Genomic DNA, 24,908 nt, shown 5'->3' with positions numbered 1-24,908 from the left:
CACGCGCAACGCCGCAAGACAGCCGATCGGAGATATGGATCGAGCGGACTGGTCGAGGGGGTGCTCCGGCTTCTCGGCGCCAGCGGGCTGTTGCTCTCCCCTTTGACGGCCGCATTGGCGTCCGACATCGTTCCGCCGGTCATTTATGCGGTCACCCCGGCCGGCGCGAACCTGTCGGACGGTACCTTCGTCCTGAAGGATACGGACCTGACCATCGGACCGATGAGTATGGAGCGATTCCATCTATCGGGCCTCCACGACCCGATCCCGCCCTTTTTCGGGCCACATATGAGCAGCAATTTCGACATCTACGTCAAGATTACCCATGTGACGTCGGCACCGCCGCCGCCATATACGCAGTATACGCAAGCCATTGTGTATATGGGCAACACGGCGACCAGCATCTACGATGTCGCTACAAATGTAACGCCGTGGTTCATCTCGCCCTATTCCATCGATGCGGCTTCGGGCAGCCTGGAATGGGATGGCACTGCTTATATCTACACCGACCAGGACGGTGTCGTGTATTATTTCGGCCCGAACGTCACGACCAATCCCGGCAACTCGGTCAAGCGCGTCGGTACCATTACCTATCCCGACGGGCATAAGCTGACCTTCACCTATGACAGCGCCACTACCGGTTTCCTGAAGATGGTAACCGACAGCCGCGGCTACGCGATCGTCTTCAATTACGGCAATGTCGGTCCGAGCGGATCGCCGGTGGTGACCGCGGCCTGCGCCTTCAATCTCTCCCAAACCTATGTGACGGCCAGTACGAGCTGTGCGGGTGCGACGCTGAAGACCAGTTACGGTTACACGGGCGGGGTTCTGACCGGCGTTACCGACGTAACGGGCGAAACCACGACCTACGGCTATGTCGGCAGCGGATTCACCAGCGAGATCGCCTGCGTGAAGCCGCCCGGCTACGCGACGTGCAAGGTCAGCAACACGTACAACATGTTCAATGCGACCCAGCTCACCAAGCAGGTTCTGGCGGACGGATCGACCTGGAACTACATTGTGGGCTGCGATCCGAACGAGCGATTTCCCGACTTCGGATCGTTCGATGGCTCCTGTCAGACAGCGGTTTCCGGTCCCGCCGGCACCGGGGGCAATTATGTCTTCACGAAGAGCTCGCCCTATGCCTTCACCGATGCCAACGGGAAGGTGACGCAATATCGCTATTCGGGCGGCAATCTCTTCAACCCCTATGACTCGGCCAATCCGACCGCCAAGGGCGCGCTGCTGATGGAGGCGACATTTCCGGAAGGGAACAAGTACAACGCCACCTATGACGTGGACCATTATAATGCCCGCTCCTCGCAGACCTGGACCCCGAAGCCCGGCAGTGGCCTGACCCCCCAGGTGGAATCGCTCGGTTTCGCGCCCTGTTCCTCGCCCTATACGCGGCAGAACTGCACCAAGCCGATCACGAGCACGGACGCGAAGGGCAACGTCATCAACTATGATTATTACAGCTGGGGCGGCCTGAAATCGGAGATGCAGCCGGCGCCGACGGCCGGCGCCGCGCGGCCGCTCAAGCTGGCCGATTACGTGCAGAAATATGCCTATATCAAGAATGCCGGCGGCAGCCTGGTCGCGGCGGCGACGCCGGTCTGGCTGCCCAATTCCGAAACGCTGTGCCAGACGGCCGCGGGCAGCAGTACGCCGGTCTGCGACAGCGGTGCGCCGATCACGGTGACCACTTACGAATATGGCGCGAACGGCACGGCGGACAATCTGCTGGTGCGCGGCAAGGTGGTGACCTCGGCGGGGGTGAGCCTGCGCACCTGCTACGGCTATGACAGTCTGAACAACAAGATCAGCGAGACCAGCCCGCGGGCCGGCCTGACGAGCTGTCCGTGAGCGGGGTGGGGGAGATGCGCACCATGCTGAACCGCCTGGCCTTCGGGCTCGCCGCCTTGCTCGCCGCGCTGCCGGTCGTCCCGGCCACGGCGCAGAGTTCGGCGTCGCCCTTCACTTCGGCGACGCGCTACGACATCGAGCGCAAGGTCGTCGGCACCATCGCGCCCGATCCGGACGGGGCAGGGCCGCTGAAGCATGCGGCGACGCGCAACAGCTATGATGTCAACGGGCGTCTCGTCCTGGTCGAAAGCGGGGAACTGCAGAACTGGAAACCGGAGGGCATTCTTCCCTCGGCCTGGGGGGCCGACTTCGTCGTCTCGAAGCGGATCGACACGACCTATGATCTGCTCGATCGCAAGATCAAGGAAGTGGTGTCGGGCGTCGGGCCGGGGCCGAGTTTCACGGTCACGCCTTACGCGGTCACGCAGTACAGCTATGACGCGGCGGGGCGGCTTGAATGCACGGCGGTCCGCCTGAACCCGGCGGTCTATGCCAGCCTTCCGGCGAGCGCCTGCACGCTCGGCACGACCGGCAGCGAGGGGCCGGACCGGATCACCAGGACCGTCTATGATTATGCCGGCCAGGTGCTGAAGGTGCAGAAGGCGTACGGCGTCACCACGGCCAATGGCTTTCCGGCGACGCTGCAGCAGGATTACGCGACCTATAGCTATACCGACAATGGCAAGCAGGCCTCGATCACCGACGCCAATGGCAACAAGGCGGCGTACGGCTATGACGGGTTCGACCGGCAGGTGATCTGGGCCTTCCCGTCGCCGACCACGCCGGGCACCGCCAGCACGACCGATTTCGAGCAATATGGCTATGATGCGAACAACAACCGCACGAGCTTGCGGAAGCGCGACGGGCGCACGCTGACCTATGCCTATGATGCGCTCGACCGGGCGACGGTGAAGACGGTGAGCGGTGCGTGCGTCTCGGGTTATGCCTGCACCACGCCGCCGAGCTGGGCGGTGCGCAATGTCTATTCCGGCTATGACGCGCGGGGGCAGCTGACCTCGGCCCGGTTCGACAGCGCGAGCGGTGCGGATGCGGTGATCAATGTCTATGACGGGTTCGGGCGGCTGACCTCGAGCACAGTCAGCATGGGCGGGGTGAGCCGGGCGGTCGGCCGGATGTATGACGCGGACGGCAACCGCATCCGGGTGACGCATCCGGACGGCAATTACTTCACCTATGAGTATGACGGCCTCGACCGGATGAGCGCGATCCGGCAGAACGGCGGGACCCAGGTCGCCAGCTATGATTACGAGGCGAAGGGCCAGCGCTGGCATGCGGCGCGGGGTGCCGTGCTGACCACTTACGGCTATGACGATATCTCACGGCTCCAGAGCCTGGCGGACGATCTGTCGGGCACCAGCGCGGATGTCACGTCGACGTTCGGCTATAATCATGCGAGCCAGATCACCGGGTTCGGCCGCTCGAACGACAGCTATGCGTACGGCGCCTATACGCCGGTGAACAACGCCTACGGCGTCAACGGGCTGAACCAGTACGTGACCGTCGGCGCCGGTTCGCTCGGCTATGATTCCAACGGCAACCTCGCTGCGAATGGCGGCACCAGCTTCACCTATGATGTGGAGAACCGGCTGGTGCTGGCGGCCGGCACGCTGGCGACCACGATGGTCTATGATCCGCTGGGCCGGTTGTTCCAGACCTATGACGGCGTGTCGGTGACGCGGCAGTTCCTGTATGACGGGGACGAGCGGATCGCGGAATATAACGGCGCGTCCGGCCTGTTGCGGCGCTATGTCCATGGGCCCGGGGACGACGATCCGCAGCTTTGGTACGAAGGCTCGGGCCTCACCGACCGCCGCAGCCTGCAGAGCAACCATCAGGGCTCGATCGTGTCGTCGGCGGATGCTTCGGGCGCGATGCTCGCGATCAGGGCCTATGACGAATATGGCGTGGCCAGTGGCGGTGATGTCGGGGCGTTCCAGTATACCGGGCAGGCGTGGCTGCCGGACCTGGGCATGTATTATTACAAGGCGCGGATCTACTCGGCGAAGCTCGGGCGGTTTTTGCAGACTGATCCCATCGGGTATAAGGATCAGGTCAATCTATATGCCTATGTCGGGAATGATCCGGTCGATGGGCGGGATCCGGACGGGATGTGCGGCCTGCCATGCAAGGTAGCCATTGACTTTGGGATCGAGGTGGCGATCCAAGTGGCGACTGACGGCAAAGTGGATCTTGGGGCTGCTGCTGTTGAGACCGTGAAGGGCATGGTCAATCCGCTCAAGACACTTGAGCGAGGGCGGGACCTGGTTCGCGTTCTCAGTAAAGTGAGGGGAGTTGTTGAACGAGGTTCGCGAAACCCAGTAGTAAGAGAAGCCGCCGAGGCTGGGCGAAAGGCGCATAAGGAATGGAATGCTGGACCAGGGTATCGCAAAGAAGTCACTCTAGCAAACGGTAAGCGCGTTGATGCCTTAAACCCTGCCGAGCGGCACGTGAAAGAGCTTAAGCCAGATAATCCAGGTGCTATTGCTCGCGGTGAACGACAAGTGGAAGGCTATCGCAGGCAGCTTGAGAAGCAAACGGGCGAAAAATGGACGTGTAGTGTTCAGACTTATTGCAGGAAAGTACCGTGAGACGAGATATTTTGGAGCAGGCTGGATTTAAGGGAAGAGGAAAAACATTTTCTCGCAAACCGAGTGATGTTGTTCAACTTGTTAACTTTCAGCCTTCTAATTTTTCTGATGAGGTGTATGTGAATGTCGCGCTTTGGCCTGACGCTCTCGGCAATCCAACTGACATGAAAGAAAATAAATTTCCAATCAGGGGAAGGGCTGAAGATTTTGTTGGAGAGCGAGTCGATGAAGGTAATTTAGAAAAACTAATTGAATTGCTCAATGGTCCGCTTTTCGATTTATCTAGTATCAGGGCTATGTGGCGGGGTGGCAATTTTAGGAATATTCTTATCGATAAAGAGGCTAGATCCATTATCGACGAATAGATTTCCGATGAGTTCCAAATTCCGAGTTCCGGTGGGCGTTCCGGTGACAGTGCATTTAATTGTCCCGGTCGTGCGCCTGGGATAACCGTCAGCCCATGGCCCGCTTGGCACGCGCGATCTTCCCCGGGGTATCCCCACCATGTGACGCAGCGCGGCAACGGCCGTGCACAGACCTTTTTCGGCGACGAGGATTATGCGCTCTATCGCGATCTGCTTGGCGCCCATTGCGCGGCGGCCGGTGTCGAAATCTGGTCCTGAGTGCTGATGCCGAACCATGTTCACCTGATCCTCACGCCGGCCGACCCGGACGGGCTGCGGCGGGCGCTGTCGGCGGTGCATCGGCGCTATGCGGGCCATATCCACGCCCGGCTGAAGCGCACCGGCCATTTCTGGCAGGGGCGCTTCGGCTGCATGGCGATGGACGAGGCGCATCTCGGCGCCGCGCTGCGCTACGTCGCGCTGAACCCGGTGCGCGCCGGCCTGGCGGCGCGGGCGGCAGACTGGCCGTGGTCGAGCGTTCACGCCCATCTCGGCCGCCTCGACGATGGTATCACGACGCGTAAACCCGTCATCTCGCGCTACCCGGACTTTGCCGCGCTGCTCGCTGCCGGAGAGGATGAGGAAAGGGTGATGCGACTGCGCAAGGCGGAACAGGTGGGCCGGCCGATGGGCGATACCGCCTTTCTCGATCGGCTCGAAAGGGAGGCGGGCCGATCGCTCAAGCCCGGCAGGCCCGGCCCCAAGCCGAGATAAATGCACTGTCACCGGAATTCCGAATGCACTGTCACCGGAATTCCGAAATAGCAATAACAGGCGAGCCACCTGCGCTGAGTCGAGGTTCTCAAACCGTTAGGGTGGAGCAGGCGATTGTCCGGGTCGAACGTACTGCATCGGGTGCAAGAGTCGGAGATTTCACAAAGGCGCAGAAGAATGCAGCTAAGGCGGAAAATGCGGCGCAGAACGGCGGCCAGATGGCATGCACAGACTGTGGACGAAAGGTTGATAATATTAAGAGCGAAAAGGGTGTTCCAACACCACCTAATCAAGCTCAAGTACACCATGACCCCTGCGATCAATCAAGGCGGGGGCCGAGATAGCAAACCTGTGATTTTATGTCCAGATTGCCATCAAAAAAACGTTAGAATGTAGGAATGCTTATGCAATTATGGCTTCAATTTCGCCTTTGCATTGAGGATGGATGGCCTCCGGTGGGAAGTGAGTCGCTTCCGTTCGAAAAATCACCTGATGGCTTGGAGGTGTTAGGTGCACCTATGTTTATCAGAGATCTTTCTGCTCATGATGTGTTAGAAGTAGAGAAAGATGAAGAGGGCTACGTAAGTTCTTGGACGCATAAGAAGCGTTCTAATCACTCTACGATATGGCTTCTTCGTATCTCAGATGCGCCAGAAATAGCGGGATGCTTAGAAAGAGCCCGCGCAGTCGGCTGTAACACGTCTAGTCTAGACAGTTTGGGATGTTATTCCATAGACGTTCCTGGCTCCATATCAATTAACGCTATAGATTCAATACTCGGTGCGCTTAGTAAGAATGAGGTGGCTATAGCCTACCCCTCCATGCGCCATCCTGAGTAAATACCCCTCCCCGACAGAACCGAGGGCTTTATGATGTGAACCGATCAAAGCGGCGAACTACAATGCCCGCTCATCGCAGACCTGGACTCTGGAATTACGGTGACAGGAATGGAGTGCACCCCTGTGTTGAGACACTCTAATTGAGTGATACGCCTCTTTCCCCGCAGTGATGGTGGCTAGGGTTGAGCCCGCCGATCGCTACCAGGAGGCACAGCCCCGGAGCAGGCGGGATGCATACCAGGATATGATTGAACGATCCGCCCGCTCACCCCTACTTACAGTCCGCGGGGGCCGTCTGTCCGGAGTATCGCCACATGAAATCCATCCTGTCCGCCGTCGCGCTGCTCACCCTGGCCGGGGCGCAGGCGCCCGCCCAGGGCGGCCCCGAGCGAGTCGCGATCGACCTGTCGAACTTCAAGTTCACGCCTTCGACCATCACGCTGCGGCATGGGCAGCCTTATGTGCTGCACTTCGTCAATTCGGCGAAGGGCGGGCATGATTTTGCGGCCAAGGCGTTCTTCGATGCCGCGACGATCGCGCCGGCGGATCGCGCGGCGGTCGCCAAGGGAGAGATCGAGCTGCGCGGCGGGCAGAGCGCCGACGTGCACCTGACCGCGCCGGCGCCCGGCACCTATGAGGCGCATTGTTCGCACTTCATGCACTCGACCTTCGGGATGACCGGGAAGATCGTGGTTCAGTAAGCGCGAAGGCCGGGGTGGCGACGCTTTACCGATTGAAAATATATAAGCGCTTATATATCTTCGTCCCATGACGACAGGCCCCACGCTCGGCACCCTGCTCCGCCGCCTGACCGAGCAGCTCGACGGCGCGGTCGAGGGAACCTATGTGGCCGCCGGCCTCGACTATCGCCCGCGCTACACGCCGATCATGCGTTGCCTGATCGACCAGGGACCCGCCACGATCCGCGCCCTCTCCGATCGCACCGGGGTGAGCCACTCCGCGGCAAGCCAGACGGTCAGCCAGATGCTGGAACGCGATCTCGTCTCGCTCACCAGCGGCAAGGATGCGCGCGAGCGGATCGTCGAACTCTCCGCCACGGCGCGGGCGATGGTCCCCCGCCTCGAACAGCTCTGGGCCACCACCGAAGCCGCCGCGCGCAGCCTGGACGAGGAGCTGGGCCTGTCGCTGCCCGACGTCCTCGCCCGCACGCTCGCCCTGCTCGACCGCAGATCCTTTGCCGATCGCCTCGCCGATGGCGCTCCTCCAGCGAAAGCCGACCCTGCATGATGCCCCGTACCGCGTTCGGATATGCCCTCCTCGCCACCCTCGCGCCCATCGCGCTCCTGCCGGCCGCTGCCGCCGCCCAGCGCGCCGCGCCCGTCGCGGTGGCGCGCGCGGACGCCGCCGCGGCCCTGACCGCGGCAGACCGCCAGGCGGCGATCGCCGCGATCCTCAAGGTCGTGCGTGCCACCTATGTCTTCCCGGAGCGCGTGCCGGCGATCGCCGCGCGGCTCGAACAGGGGCTCGCGACAGGCCGTTACGACACCGACAGCCCCGGGGGCTTCGCGGCGCTCGTCACCACCGATCTTCGGGAATCGAGCGGCGATCGCCATATGTACATGAACAACGCGCCGGCCGAATATGCTGCGGCGATCGCGCCCAAGGGGCCGGCCGACCAGCCCGGCGCGCTCGATGCCCTGCACAAGCGGCAGGCGCTCCGCGCCAATCACGGCCTCGCCGCGACCAGCATCCTGCCCGGCAACATCCGCTATCTGAAGGTTGCCGCCTTCCAATGGGCAGCGGACGAGACCGGCGGCGCCTATGACGACGCCATGCGCTTCCTGCGCGGCGGCGACGCGGTGATCATCGATCTGCGCGGCAATGGCGGCGGCTCGCATGCCGCGGTGCGCTATCTGCTCAGCCATTTCATGGACGGCGACACGCTCGACATCACCTTCCACCAGGCCGGCGAGGCGCCGGTCCAGTCGCGCACGCTCGAATATCTTCCGGCCGGCCGGCTCAAGGGCAAGCCGCTCTATGTGCTGATCGACCAGCATGTCGGGTCCGCCGCCGAGGCTTTCGCCTATGACGTGCAGCAGTTCCGCCTCGGCACCCTGATCGGCGCGACCACCGCGGGCGCGGCCAACAATAACGACTTTTCGCCGATCGCGCCGGGCTTCATGCTCAGCGTCTCGTCCGGCCGTCCGGTCCATCCGGTGTCGCGGACCAATTGGGACGGGGTGGGGGTGCCGCCCGATATCGCGGTCGATCCGGCAAAGGCGCTCTACACCGCCCAGTCGCTCGCCCTGGCTCACCTGCTCGAGCGGCGCGACGCCGATCCGGTCGCGCGCGCCGACTGGGAATGGGCTCGCTTCGCGGTCGAGGCGCAGGTCCATCCCGTGACGATCCCGGCCGCCACCCTGCGCGGCCTGGCCGGCACCTATCGCGGCAAGCGGGTGATCTGGCGGGACGGGGCGCTGTTCTACCAGCGCCAGAATGGCGAGACCGCGCGACTGCTGCCGCTCACTGCCGATGGGCTGTTCGCGGTGGAGGGATATGACGATCGCTTCCGCATCCGGCTGAACCGGGAGGCGATGGAACAGCAATGGATCGACGAGCCCGCGCCGACCCGGTTCGCCCGGGACTAAGGGCTGCCTTCAGCCATAGGTCGCCTTCAGCATCGCCCAGGCGGCGCGCAGGCCCAGCGCGTCGCCGCCCTTGGGCCGGCCGGGCTTGGCGGCGGGGCGCCAGGCGAAGGTGTCGAGATGCGCCCAGGGCGTGCCCTCGGGCACGAAGCGGCGGAGGAACAGGGCCGCCGTCACCGCGCCCGCATAGCCGCCGTCGGGCGCGTTGATCATGTCGGCGATGTCGGACTTGAGCATCTCGTCATAGCCGTCCCACAAGGGCAGGCGCCACAGCGGGTCGTCCACCGCACGCGACGCGGCGAACAGCGCCTCGGCGAGCGGCTCGTCATTGACGAAGGTCGCGGGGAGATCGGGACCGACCGCGACGCGCGCCGCGCCGGTGAGGGTGGCGAAGTCGAGGATCAGCGCGGGGCTGTCCTCGCCGGCGCGGGTCAGGGCGTCGCCGAGGATCAGGCGCCCCTCGGCATCGGTATTGGTGTTCTCGACCGTCAGGCCCTTGCGCGTCTTCAGTACGTCGCCCGGGCGGAAGGCGTTGCCGGCGATCGCATTCTCGACCGCGGGGATTAGCAAGTGCAGGCGCACCTTGAGCCGCGCGGCCATCACCAGACCGGCCAGCGCCAGCGCGTGCGCCGCGCCGCCCATGTCCTTCTTCATCAGCCGCATGCCGGCCGAGGGCTTGATGTCGAGCCCGCCGGAATCGAAGCATACGCCCTTGCCGATGATCGCGATGCGCGGGTGTTTCGGGTCGCCCCATTCGAGCTCGATCAGGCGCGGCTCGCGGCCCTTGGCCGCGGCCTGGCCGACGGCATGGACCATGGGATAGCCCTTCACCAGCGCCTCGCCTTTGGTGACATGGAGCGTGGCGCCATGCGCCTCGGCCAGCGCGGCGACCTCGGCCTCCAGCTCGGCCGGGCCGAGATCGGAGGCGCCGATATTGACCAGGTCGCGCACCTTGCTGGTCGCGGCGGCGATGCGGACGGTCTCCTCGATCCGCGCCGGCTCGCCCGAGATCAGCACGCGCGGGCCTTCGCCTTCGGGCTTGCGATAGCGGTCGAAGCGGTATTGGCCGAGCACCCAGCCGAGCATCGCGGCGCCGGCATCGCGCGAGGGGCGGTAGCTGCCCTGGGGCAGGGTCTCGGCCAGCCTGGCGAGATCCCAGGCGCCGAGCGTCGCGTCCTTGACCACCAGCACGACCGACCAGTCGTCCGCCTCCCCCGGCAGGGTCGCGCTGCCGCCCGCCTTGCCAGTCAGCTTCTGCGCCGCGACCGCCGCGCGGGTGCGGGGCTGCTGGGCGTTGAGCCAGGTGTCATAGCCCGCAGTCTCGACGATCTCGATCGCATGGGCGGGCTGGCCGCGATCGGCGTGGAGCAGCTTGGTCGGCATCAGCGTTGCACCGGGGCAATGAGGAATTGTTCGATCCTGCCGCTCTGGTCGGCATAGCTGCTGATCGTCAGCGCGCGGTTGCCATAAGTGACGCGGAAGGCGCGGCCGACAAAGCCGCCTCGCAGCCGGGCGCGGCCGGTCTGGACGAAAGTCACCGGGTCGCCGAGCGGGGCCAGGCTGTTCCGGAAGTCGGTGATGGTGACCGGCGTGAAGTAATAATTGGCATTCTCGGTCAACAGGCCGCGGTCGAGCTTGCCCTCGCGAAGCTGGTCGAACACGACGCGTACGCGGCCGAGCGCCGCGGTATCGGCGGCATCGGCAGGCGGGGGCGGCGGCGCGGGCAGCAGGGTCTTGGCGAGCGCCTGGCCGATCGTGATAAAGGCGTCGCTCGACCAGGTGTTGGTGAGCACGACGATCGCTGCCTTCTCGTCCGGGAAGACGATGTTCTCGGACAGGAAGCCGACCGCTTCACCGGTATGTTCGATGAAGCGGCGGCCATTGGCGGTGCCGATAGAGACGCCAAGGCCATAGCCGGTCGAAGTGCCGTCGTTGAGCTTGACCGGGGTTTCCTGGAGCATCCAGGCGTCGGGGGTGAGGATCTTGCGGTCGAGCCGGGCGACGTCCCATTTGGCGAGATCGCGCGCGCTCATCGCCAGTTCGCCGGCCGCGAACAGCCAGCCATGGGCGGCGGGCGTGGCGGGGCGCACCGGGCCCATCGCGGCGCGGCCATAGCCCTGGGGGAAGCCCTTGCCGACCGCGAGATCCTGATCATAGGCGGTGATGCCGAGCGGCCTGAAGATGCCCAGCTTGAGGAAGTCGAGCAGCGGGATGCCGGCGACCTTCTCGACGATCATGCCGGCGACGACATAGCCCGTATTGGAATATTGCCACTGGGCGCCAGGCGCGAAATCGAGCGGCTTCTTCGCCCAGCGATCGACGATGCCCTGCGGCGTGACCGGGGTGGCCATCGCCTTGAAGCTGTAATCCTGCGGCCAATAATCCTGCAGGCCCGACGTGTGGCTGAGCAGCTGGCGGATAGTGATCCTGTCGCCGTCGGTGATGTCGGGGACATAGGTCGCGACCGTGTCGTCGAGGCTGAGCTTGCCGTCGTTCGCGAGCAGCAGGATCGCGGCCGCGGTGAACTGCTTCGATACCGAGGCGATCTGGTACGGCGCGTCGTCGCGCGGGACGGGCAGGTTCTCGGCCTGCTTGCCATAGGCCCTGGCGAAGACGATCTCGCCGCCGCGCACCACCGCGATCGAGGCGGAGGGGACTTCGGTCGCCTTCAGCGTATCGGTGACGATCCGGTCGACCTGGGCGCGTTCCTCCGCCGTCAGGGCCTGGGAGAAAGCCGGGGTCGCGGCGAACAGCGCAACCATCGTCAACGTCGAGCGGAGCAGCATTGTGGATCGGTCACCTTCCAGCGGCGGGAGCGCCGTCTTTTCATCTTCGGCCGCTAAAGAAAAGGGGGCGACCATGACGAATCTTTCATGGGAACATGGCCCCGCCCCGGCGCAACGGGGTAGATCAATCGTCCGATAGGTCCGGGACGAACCTTGACTTGGACAAGCGCCGCCCGTCGAATGGGGGCGATCGAAATTGGGATCGCAACCGGGAGAGACGGCATGTGTGACAGCGAGATCCATCAGGGGCTGGTCGAGACCTCCGACCTGTCCCGCCGGGCGTTCGTGATGGCGGGCGTGGCGGTTGCCGGGCTGGCGACGTCGGCCTTTGCCGAGAATGTCGTCGAGACCGATGTGATGGTGAAGACCGCGGACGGCGAGGCCGATGCCGCGCTTTTCTATCCCAAGGGCAAGGGGCCGTGGCCGGCGGTGCTGGTCTGGCCCGATATCCTGGGGCTGCGCCCGGTGTTCCGCGAGCTGGGGCGGCGGCTGTCGAACGAAGGCTATGTCGTGCTGGTGCCGAACCCCTTTTATCGCAGCAAGCGCGCGCCGGTCGTCGACGGTGCGTTCGATTTCAGCAAGCCGGACGACCGGGCGAAGGTCATGGGTTTCCGCCAGGCGATGACCGATGCGGGCGTCGACAAGGATGCAGCCGCCTATCTCGCGTTCCTCGACCTTCAGCCGCAGACGGACAGGAAGAAGAAAGTCGGCGTGCAGGGCTATTGCATGGGCGGGCCGCTGTCCTTCCGCACCGCCGCCGCTGTGTCCGGCCGGATCGGCGCGGTGGGCAGCTTCCATGGCGGCGGGCTGGTGACGGCGGAGCCGTCCAGCCCGCATCTGCTGATCCCGAGCACCAGGGCGGCCTATCTGATCGCGGTCGCCCAGAATGACGATGCGCGGCAGCCCGAGGCGAAGGACGTGCTGAAAAAGGCGTTCGAGGCAGCGGGGCGCCCGGCGACGGTCGAGGTCTATCCGGCCGACCATGGCTGGTGCGTGCCGGGCAGCCAGACCTATAACGAAGCGGCGGCGGAGAAGGCCTGGGGCGAGTTGCTCAAGCTGTACAAGGCGAACCTCGCCTAGCGCCGGGGCGTCGCGCTTGGCGGCGTGCCTTGCGCGCGCTAGCCTCCCCAAAAGAGGGAGAGCGATGCAGCAGGTACGGCCGCGCCAATGGGCGATCGCTCTCGCGCTGACGGCGCTCGCCGGGCTCGGCATTACCCTGCTGCTCATGGCGTTCGGCCCGGACTGGGGCGTCTATGCCCCGGCGAGCTGCACGGCGACGCGCTGCTTCTGCGAGATGCCGCGGGTCGGGGCGCTGATCCTGCAACCTGCCAATAGCTGGTCGTCGCTGGGATTCGTCTTTGCCGGTTTCCTGATGATCGTGCTGGCGCGAGCGTCGGACCGGGAATCGGCGATGACGCCGGTCGTGGCGGCGGCGTTCGGGATCACCGCGATCATCGTCGGGTTGGGATCGGCGCTGCTCCACGCGACCTTGACCCTGTGGGGCCAGTTCTTCGACGTGCTCGGCATGTATCTGGTCGGGTCGTTCCTGCTGGTGAGCGCGATTGCCCGCTGGAGGGGCATGAAGGACCGGCGCGCGATCCTGCTCTATATATTGTTGTGTGCCGCCCTGATCGCGGTGCTGATCATGGCGCCCGCGGTGCGGCGCTCTCTGTTCGCGGTGGTGCTGATCGCGGCGATCGTCCTGGAGCTTGGCCTTGCCCGGCCGCGCCGGCCGGGGGTGCGGCTGCGCTTCTACCTGGCCGGCATCCTGGTCAATGCGATCGCCTTCGCCATCTGGAACCTGGACCAGCACGGGCTGGCCTGCGCGCCCGCAAGCCTGTTCCAGGGGCATGCGGCGTGGCATCTGCTCGGTGCGGTCGCGACCTGGCTGACCTTTGCCTATTATCGCAGCGAGCGGGCCAGCGCGCCCGCCTAGGAACTCCGCTTGACGTGGCGGACCGTCTGCTTGCCGATCTGCAGCGTCTGGGAATGGCATTTCGCGCCGTCTGCGCCGGAGGTCGCGCAATAGCTGGTGCCAGGGCCGACCCCGCTGACCGCCCCGGTCTCGTCGACCGCGACGGTCGCGGTGGCGGGGCTGGCATTGCCGTCGAAGCGGAAGACGCACGTGCCGCTCGACGATTTCCGGCAGGTGAAGAGCGCGACGCTCTGGTCCGCATCGACATCGACCGAATAGGCAAGCTCGTCGAACCTGGCCGGCACGCAGGCAGTGACGGTGGTCGCGAGTGCCGCCGTCAGGACCGCTGCCTTCACCATTTCCGACGCTCCTGTTGCCGTCGCCACAGTGTATTGTTTGCACAACACACTGTCAACGCGCGGGCGCGACCAGCATGGCGGTTCCCGTGCAAGACAAGGCCGAGATGAATCGAAGTAGGCATGATGTTGAACGACAGTTGTCCACTGACAACCCTCAGATCGGTGCCAATATGTCTTGAATCAGTCCGGAATGAGAGGATGGTGCGCGCGAGACACCGGCCAGTCGGACCGATGTCCGCCATTTGAAACGCAGGAGAGGTTGTCCATGGGATACGCATTCTTGGCGATGATGGGGTGGTGCGGAACTAAATGGCCGGGCTGGTGGCGTGGCCCACGGCCTCCGCAGCCGGATCCCTGGTGGTGGGTGGTCGGCCTAGCCGGCGCTGTCGGCGGCATCGTCGCAGGCACGGCGTTCACGCCGGTGATCGGCGATGCCGGGTTCTTCGCTGGCGCCCTGACCGGCTTTGCCGGCGGCGTGCTGGTCGGCAGTATCGTCGACGGCATCGGCGGAATGACCAACAAGGGCTAGCCGCGATCGAAGGGGGAGGTGGCGACCGGAAAGGCGCTGCCTCCCCTTTTTGTTACGCGACAGGCACGCCGAACAGGTCGTGCTCGTCGGCATCCTCGATCTCGACCCGGATGATATCGCCCTGGCTGAGATGCCCGGCGTCGCGGAGATGGACCTCGCCGTCGATCTCGGGCGCATCGGCCTTGGAGCGGCCGGTTGCGCCGTCTCCCTCGACCGCATCGATGATCACGTCGAGCGTGCGGCCGATCTTCGCCTCGAGCTTTTCCGCCGAGATGCGCGCGGTCAGCTCCATCAGCCGGGCGTAGCGTTCTTCCTTGATCTCTTCCGGTACCGGATTGGGCAGATCGTTCGCGGCTGCGCCCTCGACCGGCTCGAAGCGGAACGCGCCGACGCGGTCGAGCCGGGCCTCTTCCAGCCAGTCCATCAGATATTTGAAATCGTCCTCGGTCTCGCCGGGGAAGCCGACGACGAAAGTCGATCGGATCGCGATGTCGGGGGCAATATTGCGCCAGTTCTTGATCCGCTCCAGCACCTTCGCCTCGTTGGCCGGGCGGCGCATGGCCTTCAGCACCGCGCGCGAGGCGTGCTGGAACGGGATGTCGAGATAGGGGAGGATCAGCCCCTCGGCCATCAGCGGGATGACCTGGTCGACATGGGGATAGGGGTAGACATAGTGGAGGCGCACCCAGGCGCCGAGCTTGCCCAACTCGCGCGACAGGTCGGTCATGTGCGCGCGGACCTCATGGCCGTGCCACATACGCGGGTGATGCCTGATGTCGACGCCGTAGGCCGAGGTGTCCTGGCTGATGACCAGCAGCTCCTTGGTGCCGGCCTCGATCAGCTTTTCCGCCTCGCGCAGGATCGCGTCGGGGCGGCGGCTGACCAGGTCGCCGCGCAGGGACGGGATGATGCAGAAGGAGCAGCGATGGTTGCACCCTTCCGAGATCTTCAGATAGCTGTAGTGGCGCGGGGTGAGCTTCAGGCCGCTTTCGGGCACCAGGTTGAGAAAAGCGCTGGGCGGCATCGGCGCCGCTTCATGCACCGCGCCGACGACTTCCTCATATTGATGCGCGCCGGTGACGGCGAGGACGTTGGGGAAGCGCGCGCGGATGACCTCGGCTTCCTTGCCCATGCAGCCGGTGACGATGACGCGGCCATTTTCGGCGATCGCTTCGCCGATCGCTTCGAGGCTTTCTTCCTTGGCTGAATCGAGGAAGCCGCAGGTGTTGACGAGCACGACGTCGGCGCCGGCATAGTCGGGCGACATCGCATAGCCGTCCGAGCGGAGCTTGGTCAGGATGCGTTCGCTGTCGACCAGGTTCTTCGGACAGCCGAGCGAAACCATGCCGATTTTCGGCGGGGTGGGGAGGATCGTTGCCATGGGGAACGCGCCACATAGGCGCATTGCGCGGGATTTTCCAGTCGTTGCTTCCCGTAGGGGGCGAACGGGCATATCGTGGCGCGACGAAACGAAGGGGAGAAGCACCATGGGGACGGAAGTGCACTGGCTGGCGATCCTGGTCGCCGCGGTTTCGGGGTTCCTTGTCGGCGGGCTGTGGTACGGCCCGCTCTTCGGCAAGGCGTGGCAGGCGGCGCGCGGCCTGAGCGACGATGCGATGAAGAACGCCAACATGCCGATGATCTTCGGCCTCACCTTCCTGCTCAACCTGTTCTCGGCCTTCATCCTCGATCACACGCTGACCACCTATGGCGCGCCGGACCTGAGCCTCTCCGTGATGATCTCGGGCGGCATCGCGCTTGGCTTCATCGTGCCGGCGCTCGGGGTGAATTACCTCTTCTCGCGCCAGTCGCTGCGGCTGTTCCTGATCGATGCGGGGTATTGGCTGGTGATCTACGCCGTGATGGGGGTGGTTTTCGCGCTGCTGTAGGAAGCGATCATTGCTCCTTCGTAAGCCCTTCCCCGGCGAAGGCCGGGGTCCAGTTGGGGGACGGCAGTTTGGACGAGCAGTTCTTCGTCTACATCATGACGAACCAGCGGAAGGGTGCGATCTATATCGGGTCGACCAACGATCTTGTCCGGCGCGCATGGGAGCATCGGAATGGCGTCGTCGCAGGCTTCACGAAGAAATACGGTTGCCGTTTGCTGGTCTGGTACGAGGTTCACAGCGATCTTGAGTCTGCGAGGGTGCGAGAGATTCGAATGAAGGAATGGAAGCGAGCTTGGAAGGTGCGCGAGATCGAGGGGCTCAATCCAGATTGGGAAGACCTTTACGAGCGGATCGCGCAGCCATGACCGACATCCCGACTGGACCCAGTGCCGGGTTGAACATGCCCCGCATGTTCAAGGATCGTCCGGGGGACGATCCGACCCGGCACTCTTCGCCGGGGAAGGAAGAGGGGCAAGGAGTCGCGCAGACATTCGACCTCGTACCGCATCCCGATTGCCCGAGCCGTGCGGTTCGATCGATTGCGGTCACGGCGCAAAGGGACGGGGACAGGCTCAGCCTGACCTATCGCGTGGCCGGCGGGGTCGGCGATGTGTTGTGGCCGGTGCCGGCGGCGCCCGGCTTCAGGGACGAGCTGTGGCGGCATAGCTGTTTCGAGGCCTTTGTCGGGGACGAAGGAACGCCGCGTTACGTCGAGCTCAATATCGCGCCGTCGACTGAGTGGGCCGCCTATGATTTCGACGACCACCGTACCGGGATGCGGCGGGCGGCCGGTGCGACGGTCAGCGATGTGGCGTGGCAGCCCGGGAAGGATGTTGCCGAACTGCAGGCGACCGCCGATTTGCCCGGACTGGCGGGTGTCGACTGGGATCTCGCCCTGACCACGGTGATCGAGGAGCGCGACGGCACCAAATCCTTCTGGGCGCTTGCCCATCCTGCGGGACCCGAGGATTTCCACGATCGGGATTGCTTTACGGCACGGCTCGCGGCACCGACCGCTTCATGAAATTCGGTATCGATCGCCTGCTCGCCGAACCCGCCCTGCGCAAGCCGCTGGAAGGGAAGCGGGTCGCGTTGCTCGCCCATCCGGCCTCGGTGACGGCTGACCTCACGCATTCGCTCGACGCCCTGGTGGCGAGCGGGCTGAACGTGACGGCGGTGTTCGGGCCGCAGCACGGCGTGCGCGGCGACCTGCAGGACAATATGATGGAGTCGCCCGACTTCACCGACCCCACCTATGGCATGCCGGTGTTCAGCCTGTACGGCGAGGTGCGCCGGCCGACCGGCCAGTCGATGGGTACGTTCGACGTGATGCTGTTCGACCTGCAGGACCTGGGCTGCCGTATCTACACCTTCATCACGACCCTGCTTTATGCGCTGGAAGCTGCGGCCGGGCATGGCAAGTCGGTGTGGGTGCTCGACCGGCCCAACCCGGCCGGGCGTCCGGTCGAGGGGCTGACCCTGCTGCCGGGATGGGAAAGTTTCGTCGGCGCCGGGCCGATGCCGATGCGGCACGGGATGACGCTGGGCGAACTCGGCCACTGGTTCGTCGCGCTGAAGGGGCTCGATGTCGATTACAGGGTGATCGAGATGGAGGGCTGGGCAGCCGAAGCGGCGCCAGGCTTCGGCTGGCCGGAGGACCGGATCTGGATCAACCCGAGCCCGAACGCGCCGAACCTCAATATGGCGCGTGCCTATGCCGGCACGGTGATGCTCGAAGGGACCAATGTGTCGGAAGGGCGGGGCACCACGCGGCCGCTCGAGCTGTTCGGCGCGCCCGATATCGACGCGCGCGCGGTGATGGCGGAGATGCGACGCGTGGCGCCCGACTGGCTGCGGGGCTGCGCGCTGCGCGACATCTGGTTCCAGCCGACCTTCCACAAGCATGTCGGGCAATTGTGCAATGGCGTGCATATCCATGCCGAGGGGCCGTTCTACGACCATCAGGCTTTCCGGCCGTGGCGGGTGCAGGCGCTGGCGTTCAAGGCGATCCGGCGGCTTTATCCGGACTATGATTTGTGGCGCGATTTCCCGTACGAATATGAATTCGGCAAGCTGGCGATCGACGTGATCAATGGCGGGCCGGGCTTGCGCGAATGGGTCGACGATGCGGCGGCGGCGGCGGGCGACCTCGATGCTGTGACGAGTCCGGACGAAAGCGCCTGGGTGGAAGCACGGAAACCCTATCTGCTGTACTAATGCGTTGCGAAACCGGCGGGGAAGGGGTGGCATGCGACCGATGATGTGGATGCGGCACCTCGGCCTCCTGGCATGCCTTGCCATGGGACCGGCATCGGCCATCGCCGGTGACGGGAGCGCTTGCCGCCTGCAATCCGGCGACCAACTGTGGATCGACCGCGCGCTGGGCAATTGGCGCTGGGCCGAGGCCAAGCTGCTGCACCTGCCGGCCGTGCCGATGCCGGAAGTCGTGGCGGTCGATGCGGCCTGCCAGGCGAATGCCGTGCCGGAGTCCGGCATGCCGATCCGGTGGCGCGGGCGGCTCCATCACGGCACGGTGACGATGCCTGATGGGAATGCCGCTCCCGTGGGCGTGATGTCCTTTGCAGGTCCCAATCCGAAGAACCCGCGCGGCTTCTTCGTGATGAGCATGCCGTCGGTCTGGCGGAAAGGCGGGGTGACGAGCGAACTCGGTCTCGAAACGCTGATGGACGGGGTACTGCTGCACGAAATGATGCACACGCGGCAATTCGCCTTCGCCAATCCGGCAATGGCCGTGCTGAGCAAGCGATATGGCCTGCCCGAGGACATCAACGATGATTCGATCCAGGCCGCGTTCAAGGACGATCCGGCCTATGTCAGCGCCTGGCAGGGCGAGACCGACCTGCTCTATGCCGCCGCCGCGGCGCCGACCGATGCCGAGGCGCGCCGGCTGGCCCGCAGGGCGCTGACCGCGATGCGCGTGCGGCACGCGATGTGGTTCGTCGGGCCGCGGGAGAAGTGGAAGCCGCTCGACGATATCTTCCTGCAGATGGAAGGGCTCGGCCAGTGGCTGATCTACAAATATTATGTCGATGGGCCGAACAAGGTCTACGCGCCTGGGGTGGCGTTGAAGGCAGTGCGGCGCGGGCGGAAACAATGGTCGCAGGACGAGGGGTTGGGGCTGATGCTGGTGGTCGATCGGCTGGTGCCTGGCTGGCAGGACGGCGCGTTCGCAGCACAGCCGATGCTGGCTGAAGCATTATTGGCCAGGGCCGCGGCGTAAAGGCTGGTCATCGGGCGCCGGGACGTTCAGGGGAAAGTCACGATTTTCCTTGGAAAGAGCGTGGGATGCGTAAGTACGGATTGAGTGTTGCCGTGGCGATCGGCCTGGCCGGGGCAGTACATGCCGCCGCGCAGGACTCGTCCCAGGACGATGTCGTCGTGACCGCGCGCAAGCCGCTGGATCGCGAAGAGGCAACCCGCTTCGTCAGCAGCATCACCGCCGGCAAGAGCGATGGCCAGGTGGCCCGGTTCGAGGCACCCGTGTGCCCGATGGTGATCGGGTTCACGCCCGAGATATCGCGCCAGATCGTCGCGCGCGTCCGCAAGGTCGCAAAGGCAGTCGGCGCGGAGGTCGCGCCGGAGGGCTGCGCGGGCAATGTCGCGCTGGTGGCGACCCCTGATGGCGGTGCGCTGGTGAAGGGCATGCGGGCGACCAACCCCGAATTGCTTGCCGGGCTGGAGACCACGCAGATCCGCCGGCTGATCGATGGCGGCGGCCCGGTACGCGCATGGAGCGCGACCGCCACGGTGAACGAGGACGGCCAGCGTATGTCCGCGCCGTCGAGCGGCAACCCGATGGGCCCCTCCTCGCTCAACGTGAAGACCGCATCGATCCTCAATCCATCGAGCAAGCGGATTATCGACACCTCGACGGTGGTGATCGACTCGCCGGTCATGGCGGGCAAGACGGTGATTCAGCTTGCCGATTATGTCGCGATGCGCGCTCTGGCGAAGACCAGGCCGGTGGGAGGCGAGGCGAAGGTCGGCACGATCCTCACCCTGTTCGATTCCGAGGCGAGCCCGCCGCAATCCGTGACCGAAGTGGATGTCGCCTATCTGAAGGCGCTCTATGCGATGCCCGGTAACAGGCGAGTGGGCTATCAGATCAGCCAGATCGCAAGGGCGGTCGAAGCCGCGGCTCGGAAGTGAGATCAACCAGCGATCGGAGATGGATCACGCTGGGCGAACCATAGCCGCGCTGGCCTAGCGAAGAGCAGGACGAGGCCGATCAACTGCAGCGCAGTCTGAAGCGCCATGAAGAATATCCACCCGCCGAATACCCCGGTCGGCGCCTGGTAAAGAAAAAGCGGGGTTCCGAGCACGCCCAACGCGACGAGAATCCACAGCGCTATCTTGCTGCGCCATCTTGAGACCAAGAGAGTCAGGGGCAGCATCATGGCCAGCGTGAAGACGATGACTGCGGTCGGTCGTTGCATGCCTGCCCTCATCGTTTCCGCGTCAGCTCGCGCATCGCATCGTCCAGTCCGGCCAGGCTCAGCGGATACATGCGGTCGTTCATCAGCTCGCGGATGATGCGCACGCTTTGCGAATAACCCCATTGCTGCTCGGGCACTGGATTGAGCCACACCGCGGCGGGATAGGTGGTGGTCAGGCGGTGCATCCACACCGCGCCCGATTCCTCGTTGAAATGCTCGACCGAGCCGCCGGGATGCGTGATTTCGTACGGGCTCATCGAAGCGTCGCCGACCAGCACCAGCTTGTAGTCATGGCCGTATTTGTGGAGCACGTCCCAGAGCGGCGTGCGCTCGGTGAAGCGGCGGCGATTGTCCTTCCACACGCCCTCATATGGGCAATTGTGGAAATAGAAGAATTCGAGATTCTTGAACTCGGTGGTCGCGGCGGAGAACAATTCCTCGCAGAGCTTCACCCAGGGATCCATCGAGCCGCCGACATCGAGGAACAGCAGCAATTTCACCGCGTTGTGCCGCTCGGGCCGCATCACGACGTCGAGCCAGCCCTGGCGGGCGGTGCCGTCGATCGTCGCGTCGATATCCAGCTCGTCCGCCGCGCCTTCGCGGGCGAAGCGGCGCAGGCGGCGCAGCGCGATCTTGATGTTGCGGGTGCCGAGCTCCTTGGTGTTGTCGAGATTTTTGAAGTCGCGCTGGTCCCACACTTTCAGCGCGCGCTTGTTTTTGCTCTCGCCGCCGATGCGCACGCCTTCCGGGTTGTAGCCCGAATTGCCGTAAGGGCTGGTGCCGCCGGTGCCGATCCATTTGTTGCCGCCCTGGTGCCGGCCCTGCTGTTCCTCGAGCCTCTTCTGCAGCGTCTCCATGATCTCTTCCCAGGAGCCGAGCGACTTGATCGCCTCCATCTCCTCGGGCGTCAGATATTTCTCGGCGACGGCGCGGAGCCATTCCTCGGGAATGTCGGCATTCTGCGTCGCGAAATTGGTCGAGATACCCTTGAACACCTTGGCGAAGACCTGGTCGAACCGATCGAGCAGGCCCTCGTCCTTCACGTACACCGCGCGGGAGAGGTAATAGAAATCCTCCGGCGTGCGCTCGATCACGTCGCGGTCGAGCGCTTCGAGCAGGATCAGATGCTCCTTCATGCTGGCCGGGATGCCGGCGGCACGGAGCTCGTCGAGGAAGTTCAGGAACATCGCCGCGCCTTTGACGTCACTTCAGGGTATTCGCATTGATGTTGATGGTCGATTTTCCGTCGGGTGTGAAGGTCGTGCTCGACCGAATGATGCCGCCTTGCTTGTCGGCACCGCTCATGATGTCGCCGATCTGCGCCAGGGTCGGCATGGCGTCATAGCTGCCGAGGACATCGACGGTGCCGATGCCATAATGTTTCACGACAAAACCCTTGCCCAGCAGCAGGGCGGGCTCGACTGCGAAAGTGCCGCCGGCATCGTCGAGCAGGATCAGCGCGATCTGGCCGTCATCGGCGTTCGCTGGCGACAGCACGTCGAGCTTTCGTTGCCCGGTGTCGACGACGCCGCGAAGGCACAGCGCCTTTGCGCCGTTCTGAGGAAAGGCGAGTACCGTCGCCTCGGTGACGGTCCCATCGGTCTTGTCGTCGATGACGATCGATCCGCCGAGCAACGAGGCCAGCAGCGCATTGCCCGAGGCGGCCTTGTCCTTCAGCAGCTTGGCGCGTTTTCCTTCAGTCGCGGGGCAGGGTGCCGCAAGGTTCAGCGGCGAGGCCTCCATCGGTTTGTCCTTGCCGTCGAACCGCATGCCGGCAAGCAGGGCGTCGAGCGCGGCCTCGACATCGGCATTTCGTGCCGAGGGGCCGCTCACCCGCAAGGCGATGATCCAGCTTCCCGCCCGGACGAAGCCCGCGGCCGTCGTCAGGGGTTTCCCGGCGGTCAGCTCGCCCTTCTGATAGATGCGCCGTACGCCGGCATGTGGGATGCCGCCCACGGTGACGACGCTGTCGGCGGCAAGCACCACATTCGGCCCGAAGCGTTCCCGAATCGCGCGATCCGTCGCCCAGGTCGCCAGGGCGGTATCGGCATAGCTCGGATAGAAGACGTAGATCGTCCCCTGGATCTCATGATCATCCGATTCATATTGAGCGACATTGTCGACGCCCTTGCCTTTGAGCGATGCCTCACCTGTCTGGGAAAGGGAAAGCGCACCTGCCACCGCAGGAATGCCGATTCCGCCTGCGGTGACCGTGGCATAGGGACCGTCGAGCTTCCATGCGCCGGCGCCGGGATCGACCTGGGCCAGGGCCGGCTGGGCAAAAGTCAATGACAGCAAAAGCAGAAAAGTGCGCGCAGCGAGCATATTGCCCTCCCTTACGGCATCATGCCACGCGGGACGGCAGGAACAAGCTCAGCGTGCGTAGACGTCGATCATCGCGCCGACATAGTCGGGATCGTCGCCGGTCAGCTCGGACGCTGGGTGGGCCCTGGCGATCTGTTTCGCCTCGGGCGTGCCGTAAATGAAGCCATAGACCGGGTAGGTCGTCGTCCCGAGCCCGTCACGGTCGCGATACCAGACCTGCACTTCGCTCCAGTCATTGTCGCGCGACACGTCGGTCAGGGTCACGTCCTGCTCGGCATGGCCGCGTTCGCCGTTCATACGCGACCAGTTGGCATGGGTGACCATCACGACGCGCGACGTGACGACCCGGCTGATCACCGCGACATGGCCGAGCGGCAGGCGTGAGGTCTTGGCGAAGACGATGACCGAGCCCACCCTGGGGGTGTCGCCGCGCTTGTATTTGCCGTCGGCCTGGTCCCACCAGGTCCAGGCGTCGCCATAGATCTGGATGCCGCTCGCCGCGCGGGCAAAGGGCACGCACTCGCCGACATAATCGAGCAGGGATGCCGCGCTGGCAGGCGACAGGCCACAGGCCGCCGCCACAAGGGCAATCGAGGAAAAGATACGCATACACGGGCACCTTGATGGTGCCCCCCCAAAGCTTGAGTATCCGACAGTGGTTTACAGGAGGTAAATCATGTTTTCGGGACGCCTCAGCCTTTGTTCGCCTGCCGCTTCGCCATGAACGCCAGCCGTTCGAACAGCATCACGTCCTGCTCGTTCTTGAGCAGCGCGCCGTGGAGTGGAGGGATCGCCTTGGTCGGATCGCGATTCTGCAGGACTTCGAGCGGCATGTCCTCGTGGAGGAGGAGTTTGAGCCAGTCGAGCAGCTCGCTCGTGCTCGGCTTCTTCTTCAGGCCCGGCACGTCGCGGACATCGTAGAAAATGTCCATCGCCTTTGAGACCAGGATCTTCTGGATGCCGGGGAAATGCACGTCGACGATCGCCTGCATCGTCTCGCGGTCGGGGAATTTGATATAGTGGAAGAAGCAGCGGCGCAGGAACGCGTCGGGCAGTTCCTTCTCGTTGTTCGAGGTGATGACGACGATCGGGCGCTCGGCGGCGCGGACCGTCTCCTTGGTCTCGTAGACATGGAATTCCATGCGATCGAGCTCCTGGAGCAGATCGTTGGGAAACTCGATATCGGCCTTGTCGATCTCGTCGATCAGCAGGACGGGGACCTCGGGGGCAGTGAACGCCTCCCACAATTTGCCGCGGCGGATGTAATTGGAGATGTCGTGCACACGCTCGTCGCCGAGCTGGCCATCGCGCAGACGCGCGACCGCGTCATATTCGTACAGGCCCTGCTGCGCCTTGGTCGTGGATTTGACGTTCCATTCGATCAGCGGCGCGCCGACTGCCTTGGCGATCTCATAGGCGAGGACGGTCTTGCCGGTGCCGGGCTCGCCCTTGACCAGCAACGGGCGGCGCAGGGTGACGGCGGCGTTGACCGCGACCTTCAGATCGTCGGTCGCGACATAGCTTTGCGTACCCTCGAAGCGCTTCATCCGGTCGTCCAATCCCGTTTCGAATATCGGGTTTGGGGATAGAAGGATTTTGCCGCAGTGCGC

26 protein-coding genes are annotated in these 24,908 nt (G+C 64.4%); 17 read left to right on the top strand and 9 right to left on the bottom strand.

Annotated elements, in window-relative coordinates; translation table 11 throughout:
* Nucleotides 1-114: 114 nt before the first annotated feature.
* The 8 genes from AC1RT8_RS05170 (at nucleotide 115) to AC1RT8_RS05135 (ending at nucleotide 9,041) form a co-directional block, all read left to right on the top strand.
* Nucleotides 115-1,866, top strand: coding sequence for an RHS repeat domain-containing protein (locus AC1RT8_RS05170; protein ID WP_493074508.1), 1,752 nt, complete (start codon nucleotides 115-117; stop codon nucleotides 1,864-1,866).
* 23 nt (nucleotides 1,867-1,889) lie between these two features.
* Nucleotides 1,890-4,475: an RHS repeat-associated core domain-containing protein gene (locus AC1RT8_RS05165; protein WP_493074507.1), complete on the top strand. Its 2,586-nt coding sequence runs from the start codon at nucleotides 1,890-1,892 to the stop codon at nucleotides 4,473-4,475.
* On the top strand, nucleotides 4,472-4,840 hold the full coding sequence (locus AC1RT8_RS05160; RefSeq protein ID WP_493074506.1) for a DUF4304 domain-containing protein: 369 nt from the start codon (nucleotides 4,472-4,474) through the stop codon (nucleotides 4,838-4,840). Before AC1RT8_RS05165 ends, AC1RT8_RS05160 begins: the two co-directional genes overlap by 4 nt.
* A 264-nt stretch (nucleotides 4,841-5,104) precedes the next feature.
* Nucleotides 5,105-5,593, top strand: coding sequence for a transposase (locus tag AC1RT8_RS05155; RefSeq protein WP_493074505.1), 489 nt, complete (start codon nucleotides 5,105-5,107; stop codon nucleotides 5,591-5,593).
* Nucleotides 5,594-5,991: 398 nt separating this feature from the next.
* Nucleotides 5,992-6,432 (top strand): DUF4265 domain-containing protein, encoded by a 441-nt coding sequence (locus tag AC1RT8_RS05150; RefSeq protein ID WP_493074504.1) that lies wholly within the window; start codon nucleotides 5,992-5,994, stop codon nucleotides 6,430-6,432.
* 314 nt (nucleotides 6,433-6,746) lie between these two features.
* Nucleotides 6,747-7,133, top strand: a complete 387-nt coding sequence (locus tag AC1RT8_RS05145) for a cupredoxin domain-containing protein (protein ID WP_493074503.1) — start codon at nucleotides 6,747-6,749, stop codon at nucleotides 7,131-7,133.
* A 67-nt stretch (nucleotides 7,134-7,200) separates the two neighbouring features.
* Nucleotides 7,201-7,680, top strand: a complete 480-nt coding sequence (locus AC1RT8_RS05140; protein WP_493074502.1) for a MarR family winged helix-turn-helix transcriptional regulator — start codon at nucleotides 7,201-7,203, stop codon at nucleotides 7,678-7,680.
* The gene (locus AC1RT8_RS05135; RefSeq protein ID WP_493074501.1) at nucleotides 7,677-9,041 is read left to right on the top strand and encodes a S41 family peptidase; all 1,365 of its coding nucleotides are present in this window, start codon (nucleotides 7,677-7,679) and stop codon (nucleotides 9,039-9,041) included. The genes AC1RT8_RS05140 and AC1RT8_RS05135 overlap by 4 nt, the downstream gene beginning before the upstream one ends.
* Nucleotides 9,042-9,050: 9 nt before the next feature.
* On the opposite strand, the gene AC1RT8_RS05130 is transcribed toward AC1RT8_RS05135, so the two are convergent.
* Nucleotides 9,051-10,421: a leucyl aminopeptidase family protein gene (locus tag AC1RT8_RS05130; protein ID WP_493074500.1), complete on the bottom strand. Its 1,371-nt coding sequence runs from the start codon at nucleotides 10,419-10,421 to the stop codon at nucleotides 9,051-9,053.
* On the bottom strand, nucleotides 10,421-11,824 hold the full coding sequence (locus tag AC1RT8_RS05125) for a serine hydrolase domain-containing protein (protein ID WP_493074499.1): 1,404 nt from the start codon (nucleotides 11,822-11,824) through the stop codon (nucleotides 10,421-10,423). The genes AC1RT8_RS05130 and AC1RT8_RS05125 overlap by 1 nt, the downstream gene beginning before the upstream one ends.
* A gap of 222 nt (nucleotides 11,825-12,046) precedes the next feature.
* Between AC1RT8_RS05125 and AC1RT8_RS05120 the strand changes: the two genes are divergently transcribed.
* Both AC1RT8_RS05120 and AC1RT8_RS05115 read left to right on the top strand, forming a co-directional pair.
* Nucleotides 12,047-12,904, top strand: coding sequence for a dienelactone hydrolase family protein (locus AC1RT8_RS05120; protein WP_493074498.1), 858 nt, complete (start codon nucleotides 12,047-12,049; stop codon nucleotides 12,902-12,904).
* Nucleotides 12,905-12,968: 64 nt separating this feature from the next.
* Nucleotides 12,969-13,760 (top strand): ceramidase domain-containing protein, encoded by a 792-nt coding sequence (locus AC1RT8_RS05115; RefSeq protein ID WP_493074497.1) that lies wholly within the window; start codon nucleotides 12,969-12,971, stop codon nucleotides 13,758-13,760.
* On the opposite strand, the gene AC1RT8_RS05110 is transcribed toward AC1RT8_RS05115, so the two are convergent.
* Nucleotides 13,757-14,098: a hypothetical protein gene (locus AC1RT8_RS05110; RefSeq protein WP_493074496.1), complete on the bottom strand. Its 342-nt coding sequence runs from the start codon at nucleotides 14,096-14,098 to the stop codon at nucleotides 13,757-13,759. The two genes, AC1RT8_RS05115 and AC1RT8_RS05110, sit on opposite strands and share 4 nt — an antisense overlap.
* Nucleotides 14,099-14,363: 265 nt before the next feature.
* Here AC1RT8_RS05110 and AC1RT8_RS05105 point away from each other — a divergent pair, with 265 nt between their 5' ends.
* A complete protein-coding gene (locus AC1RT8_RS05105; RefSeq protein WP_493074495.1) occupies nucleotides 14,364-14,627 on the top strand; it encodes a hypothetical protein in 264 nt (87 codons plus the stop codon).
* 52 nt (nucleotides 14,628-14,679) lie between these two features.
* On the opposite strand, the gene rimO is transcribed toward AC1RT8_RS05105, so the two are convergent.
* Nucleotides 14,680-16,008: a 30S ribosomal protein S12 methylthiotransferase RimO gene (gene rimO / locus AC1RT8_RS05100; protein ID WP_493074494.1), complete on the bottom strand. Its 1,329-nt coding sequence runs from the start codon at nucleotides 16,006-16,008 to the stop codon at nucleotides 14,680-14,682.
* A 106-nt stretch (nucleotides 16,009-16,114) separates the two neighbouring features.
* Here rimO and AC1RT8_RS05095 point away from each other — a divergent pair, with 106 nt between their 5' ends.
* The 6 genes from AC1RT8_RS05095 to AC1RT8_RS05070 all read left to right on the top strand — a co-directional run bounded on the left by AC1RT8_RS05095 (nucleotide 16,115) and on the right by AC1RT8_RS05070 (nucleotide 20,686).
* Nucleotides 16,115-16,516 (top strand): DUF1761 domain-containing protein, encoded by a 402-nt coding sequence (locus AC1RT8_RS05095; RefSeq protein WP_493074493.1) that lies wholly within the window; start codon nucleotides 16,115-16,117, stop codon nucleotides 16,514-16,516.
* 68 nt (nucleotides 16,517-16,584) lie between these two features.
* Nucleotides 16,585-16,881 carry a GIY-YIG nuclease family protein gene (locus tag AC1RT8_RS05090; RefSeq protein ID WP_493074492.1) on the top strand — a complete coding sequence of 99 codons (297 nt, stop codon included), beginning with the start codon at nucleotides 16,585-16,587 and terminating at the stop codon, nucleotides 16,879-16,881.
* On the top strand, nucleotides 16,878-17,540 hold the full coding sequence (locus AC1RT8_RS05085; protein WP_493074491.1) for a DOMON-like domain-containing protein: 663 nt from the start codon (nucleotides 16,878-16,880) through the stop codon (nucleotides 17,538-17,540). Before AC1RT8_RS05090 ends, AC1RT8_RS05085 begins: the two co-directional genes overlap by 4 nt.
* A complete protein-coding gene (locus tag AC1RT8_RS05080) occupies nucleotides 17,537-18,733 on the top strand; it encodes an exo-beta-N-acetylmuramidase NamZ family protein (RefSeq protein ID WP_493074490.1) in 1,197 nt (398 codons plus the stop codon). Before AC1RT8_RS05085 ends, AC1RT8_RS05080 begins: the two co-directional genes overlap by 4 nt.
* Before the next feature lie 31 nt (nucleotides 18,734-18,764).
* Nucleotides 18,765-19,757: a hypothetical protein gene (locus tag AC1RT8_RS05075; protein ID WP_493074489.1), complete on the top strand. Its 993-nt coding sequence runs from the start codon at nucleotides 18,765-18,767 to the stop codon at nucleotides 19,755-19,757.
* Nucleotides 19,758-19,822: 65 nt separating this feature from the next.
* Complete coding sequence (locus AC1RT8_RS05070) at nucleotides 19,823-20,686, top strand: hypothetical protein (protein ID WP_493074488.1); 864 nt, start codon at nucleotides 19,823-19,825, stop codon at nucleotides 20,684-20,686.
* A 2-nt stretch (nucleotides 20,687-20,688) separates the two neighbouring features.
* On the opposite strand, the gene AC1RT8_RS05065 is transcribed toward AC1RT8_RS05070, so the two are convergent.
* The 5 genes from AC1RT8_RS05065 to AC1RT8_RS05045 all read right to left on the bottom strand — a co-directional run bounded on the left by AC1RT8_RS05065 (nucleotide 20,689) and on the right by AC1RT8_RS05045 (nucleotide 24,845).
* Nucleotides 20,689-20,973, bottom strand: a complete 285-nt coding sequence (locus AC1RT8_RS05065; RefSeq protein ID WP_493074487.1) for a hypothetical protein — start codon at nucleotides 20,971-20,973, stop codon at nucleotides 20,689-20,691.
* 8 nt (nucleotides 20,974-20,981) lie between these two features.
* The gene (locus tag AC1RT8_RS05060) at nucleotides 20,982-22,160 is read right to left on the bottom strand and encodes a vWA domain-containing protein (protein ID WP_493074486.1); all 1,179 of its coding nucleotides are present in this window, start codon (nucleotides 22,158-22,160) and stop codon (nucleotides 20,982-20,984) included.
* 16 nt (nucleotides 22,161-22,176) lie between these two features.
* Complete coding sequence (locus tag AC1RT8_RS05055) at nucleotides 22,177-23,262, bottom strand: hypothetical protein (RefSeq protein ID WP_493074485.1); 1,086 nt, start codon at nucleotides 23,260-23,262, stop codon at nucleotides 22,177-22,179.
* 84 nt (nucleotides 23,263-23,346) lie between these two features.
* Complete coding sequence (locus AC1RT8_RS05050; protein WP_493074484.1) at nucleotides 23,347-23,907, bottom strand: CHAP domain-containing protein; 561 nt, start codon at nucleotides 23,905-23,907, stop codon at nucleotides 23,347-23,349.
* 83 nt (nucleotides 23,908-23,990) lie between these two features.
* The gene (locus AC1RT8_RS05045; protein ID WP_493074483.1) at nucleotides 23,991-24,845 is read right to left on the bottom strand and encodes an AAA family ATPase; all 855 of its coding nucleotides are present in this window, start codon (nucleotides 24,843-24,845) and stop codon (nucleotides 23,991-23,993) included.
* Nucleotides 24,846-24,908: the final 63 nt, after the last annotated feature.

It is taken from the genome of Sphingomonas sp. GW821-FHT10F11 (assembly GCF_058809095.1).
Note: the sequence above shows the minus strand (reverse complement) of the source record. Positions and strands in the feature narration are given on the sequence as shown.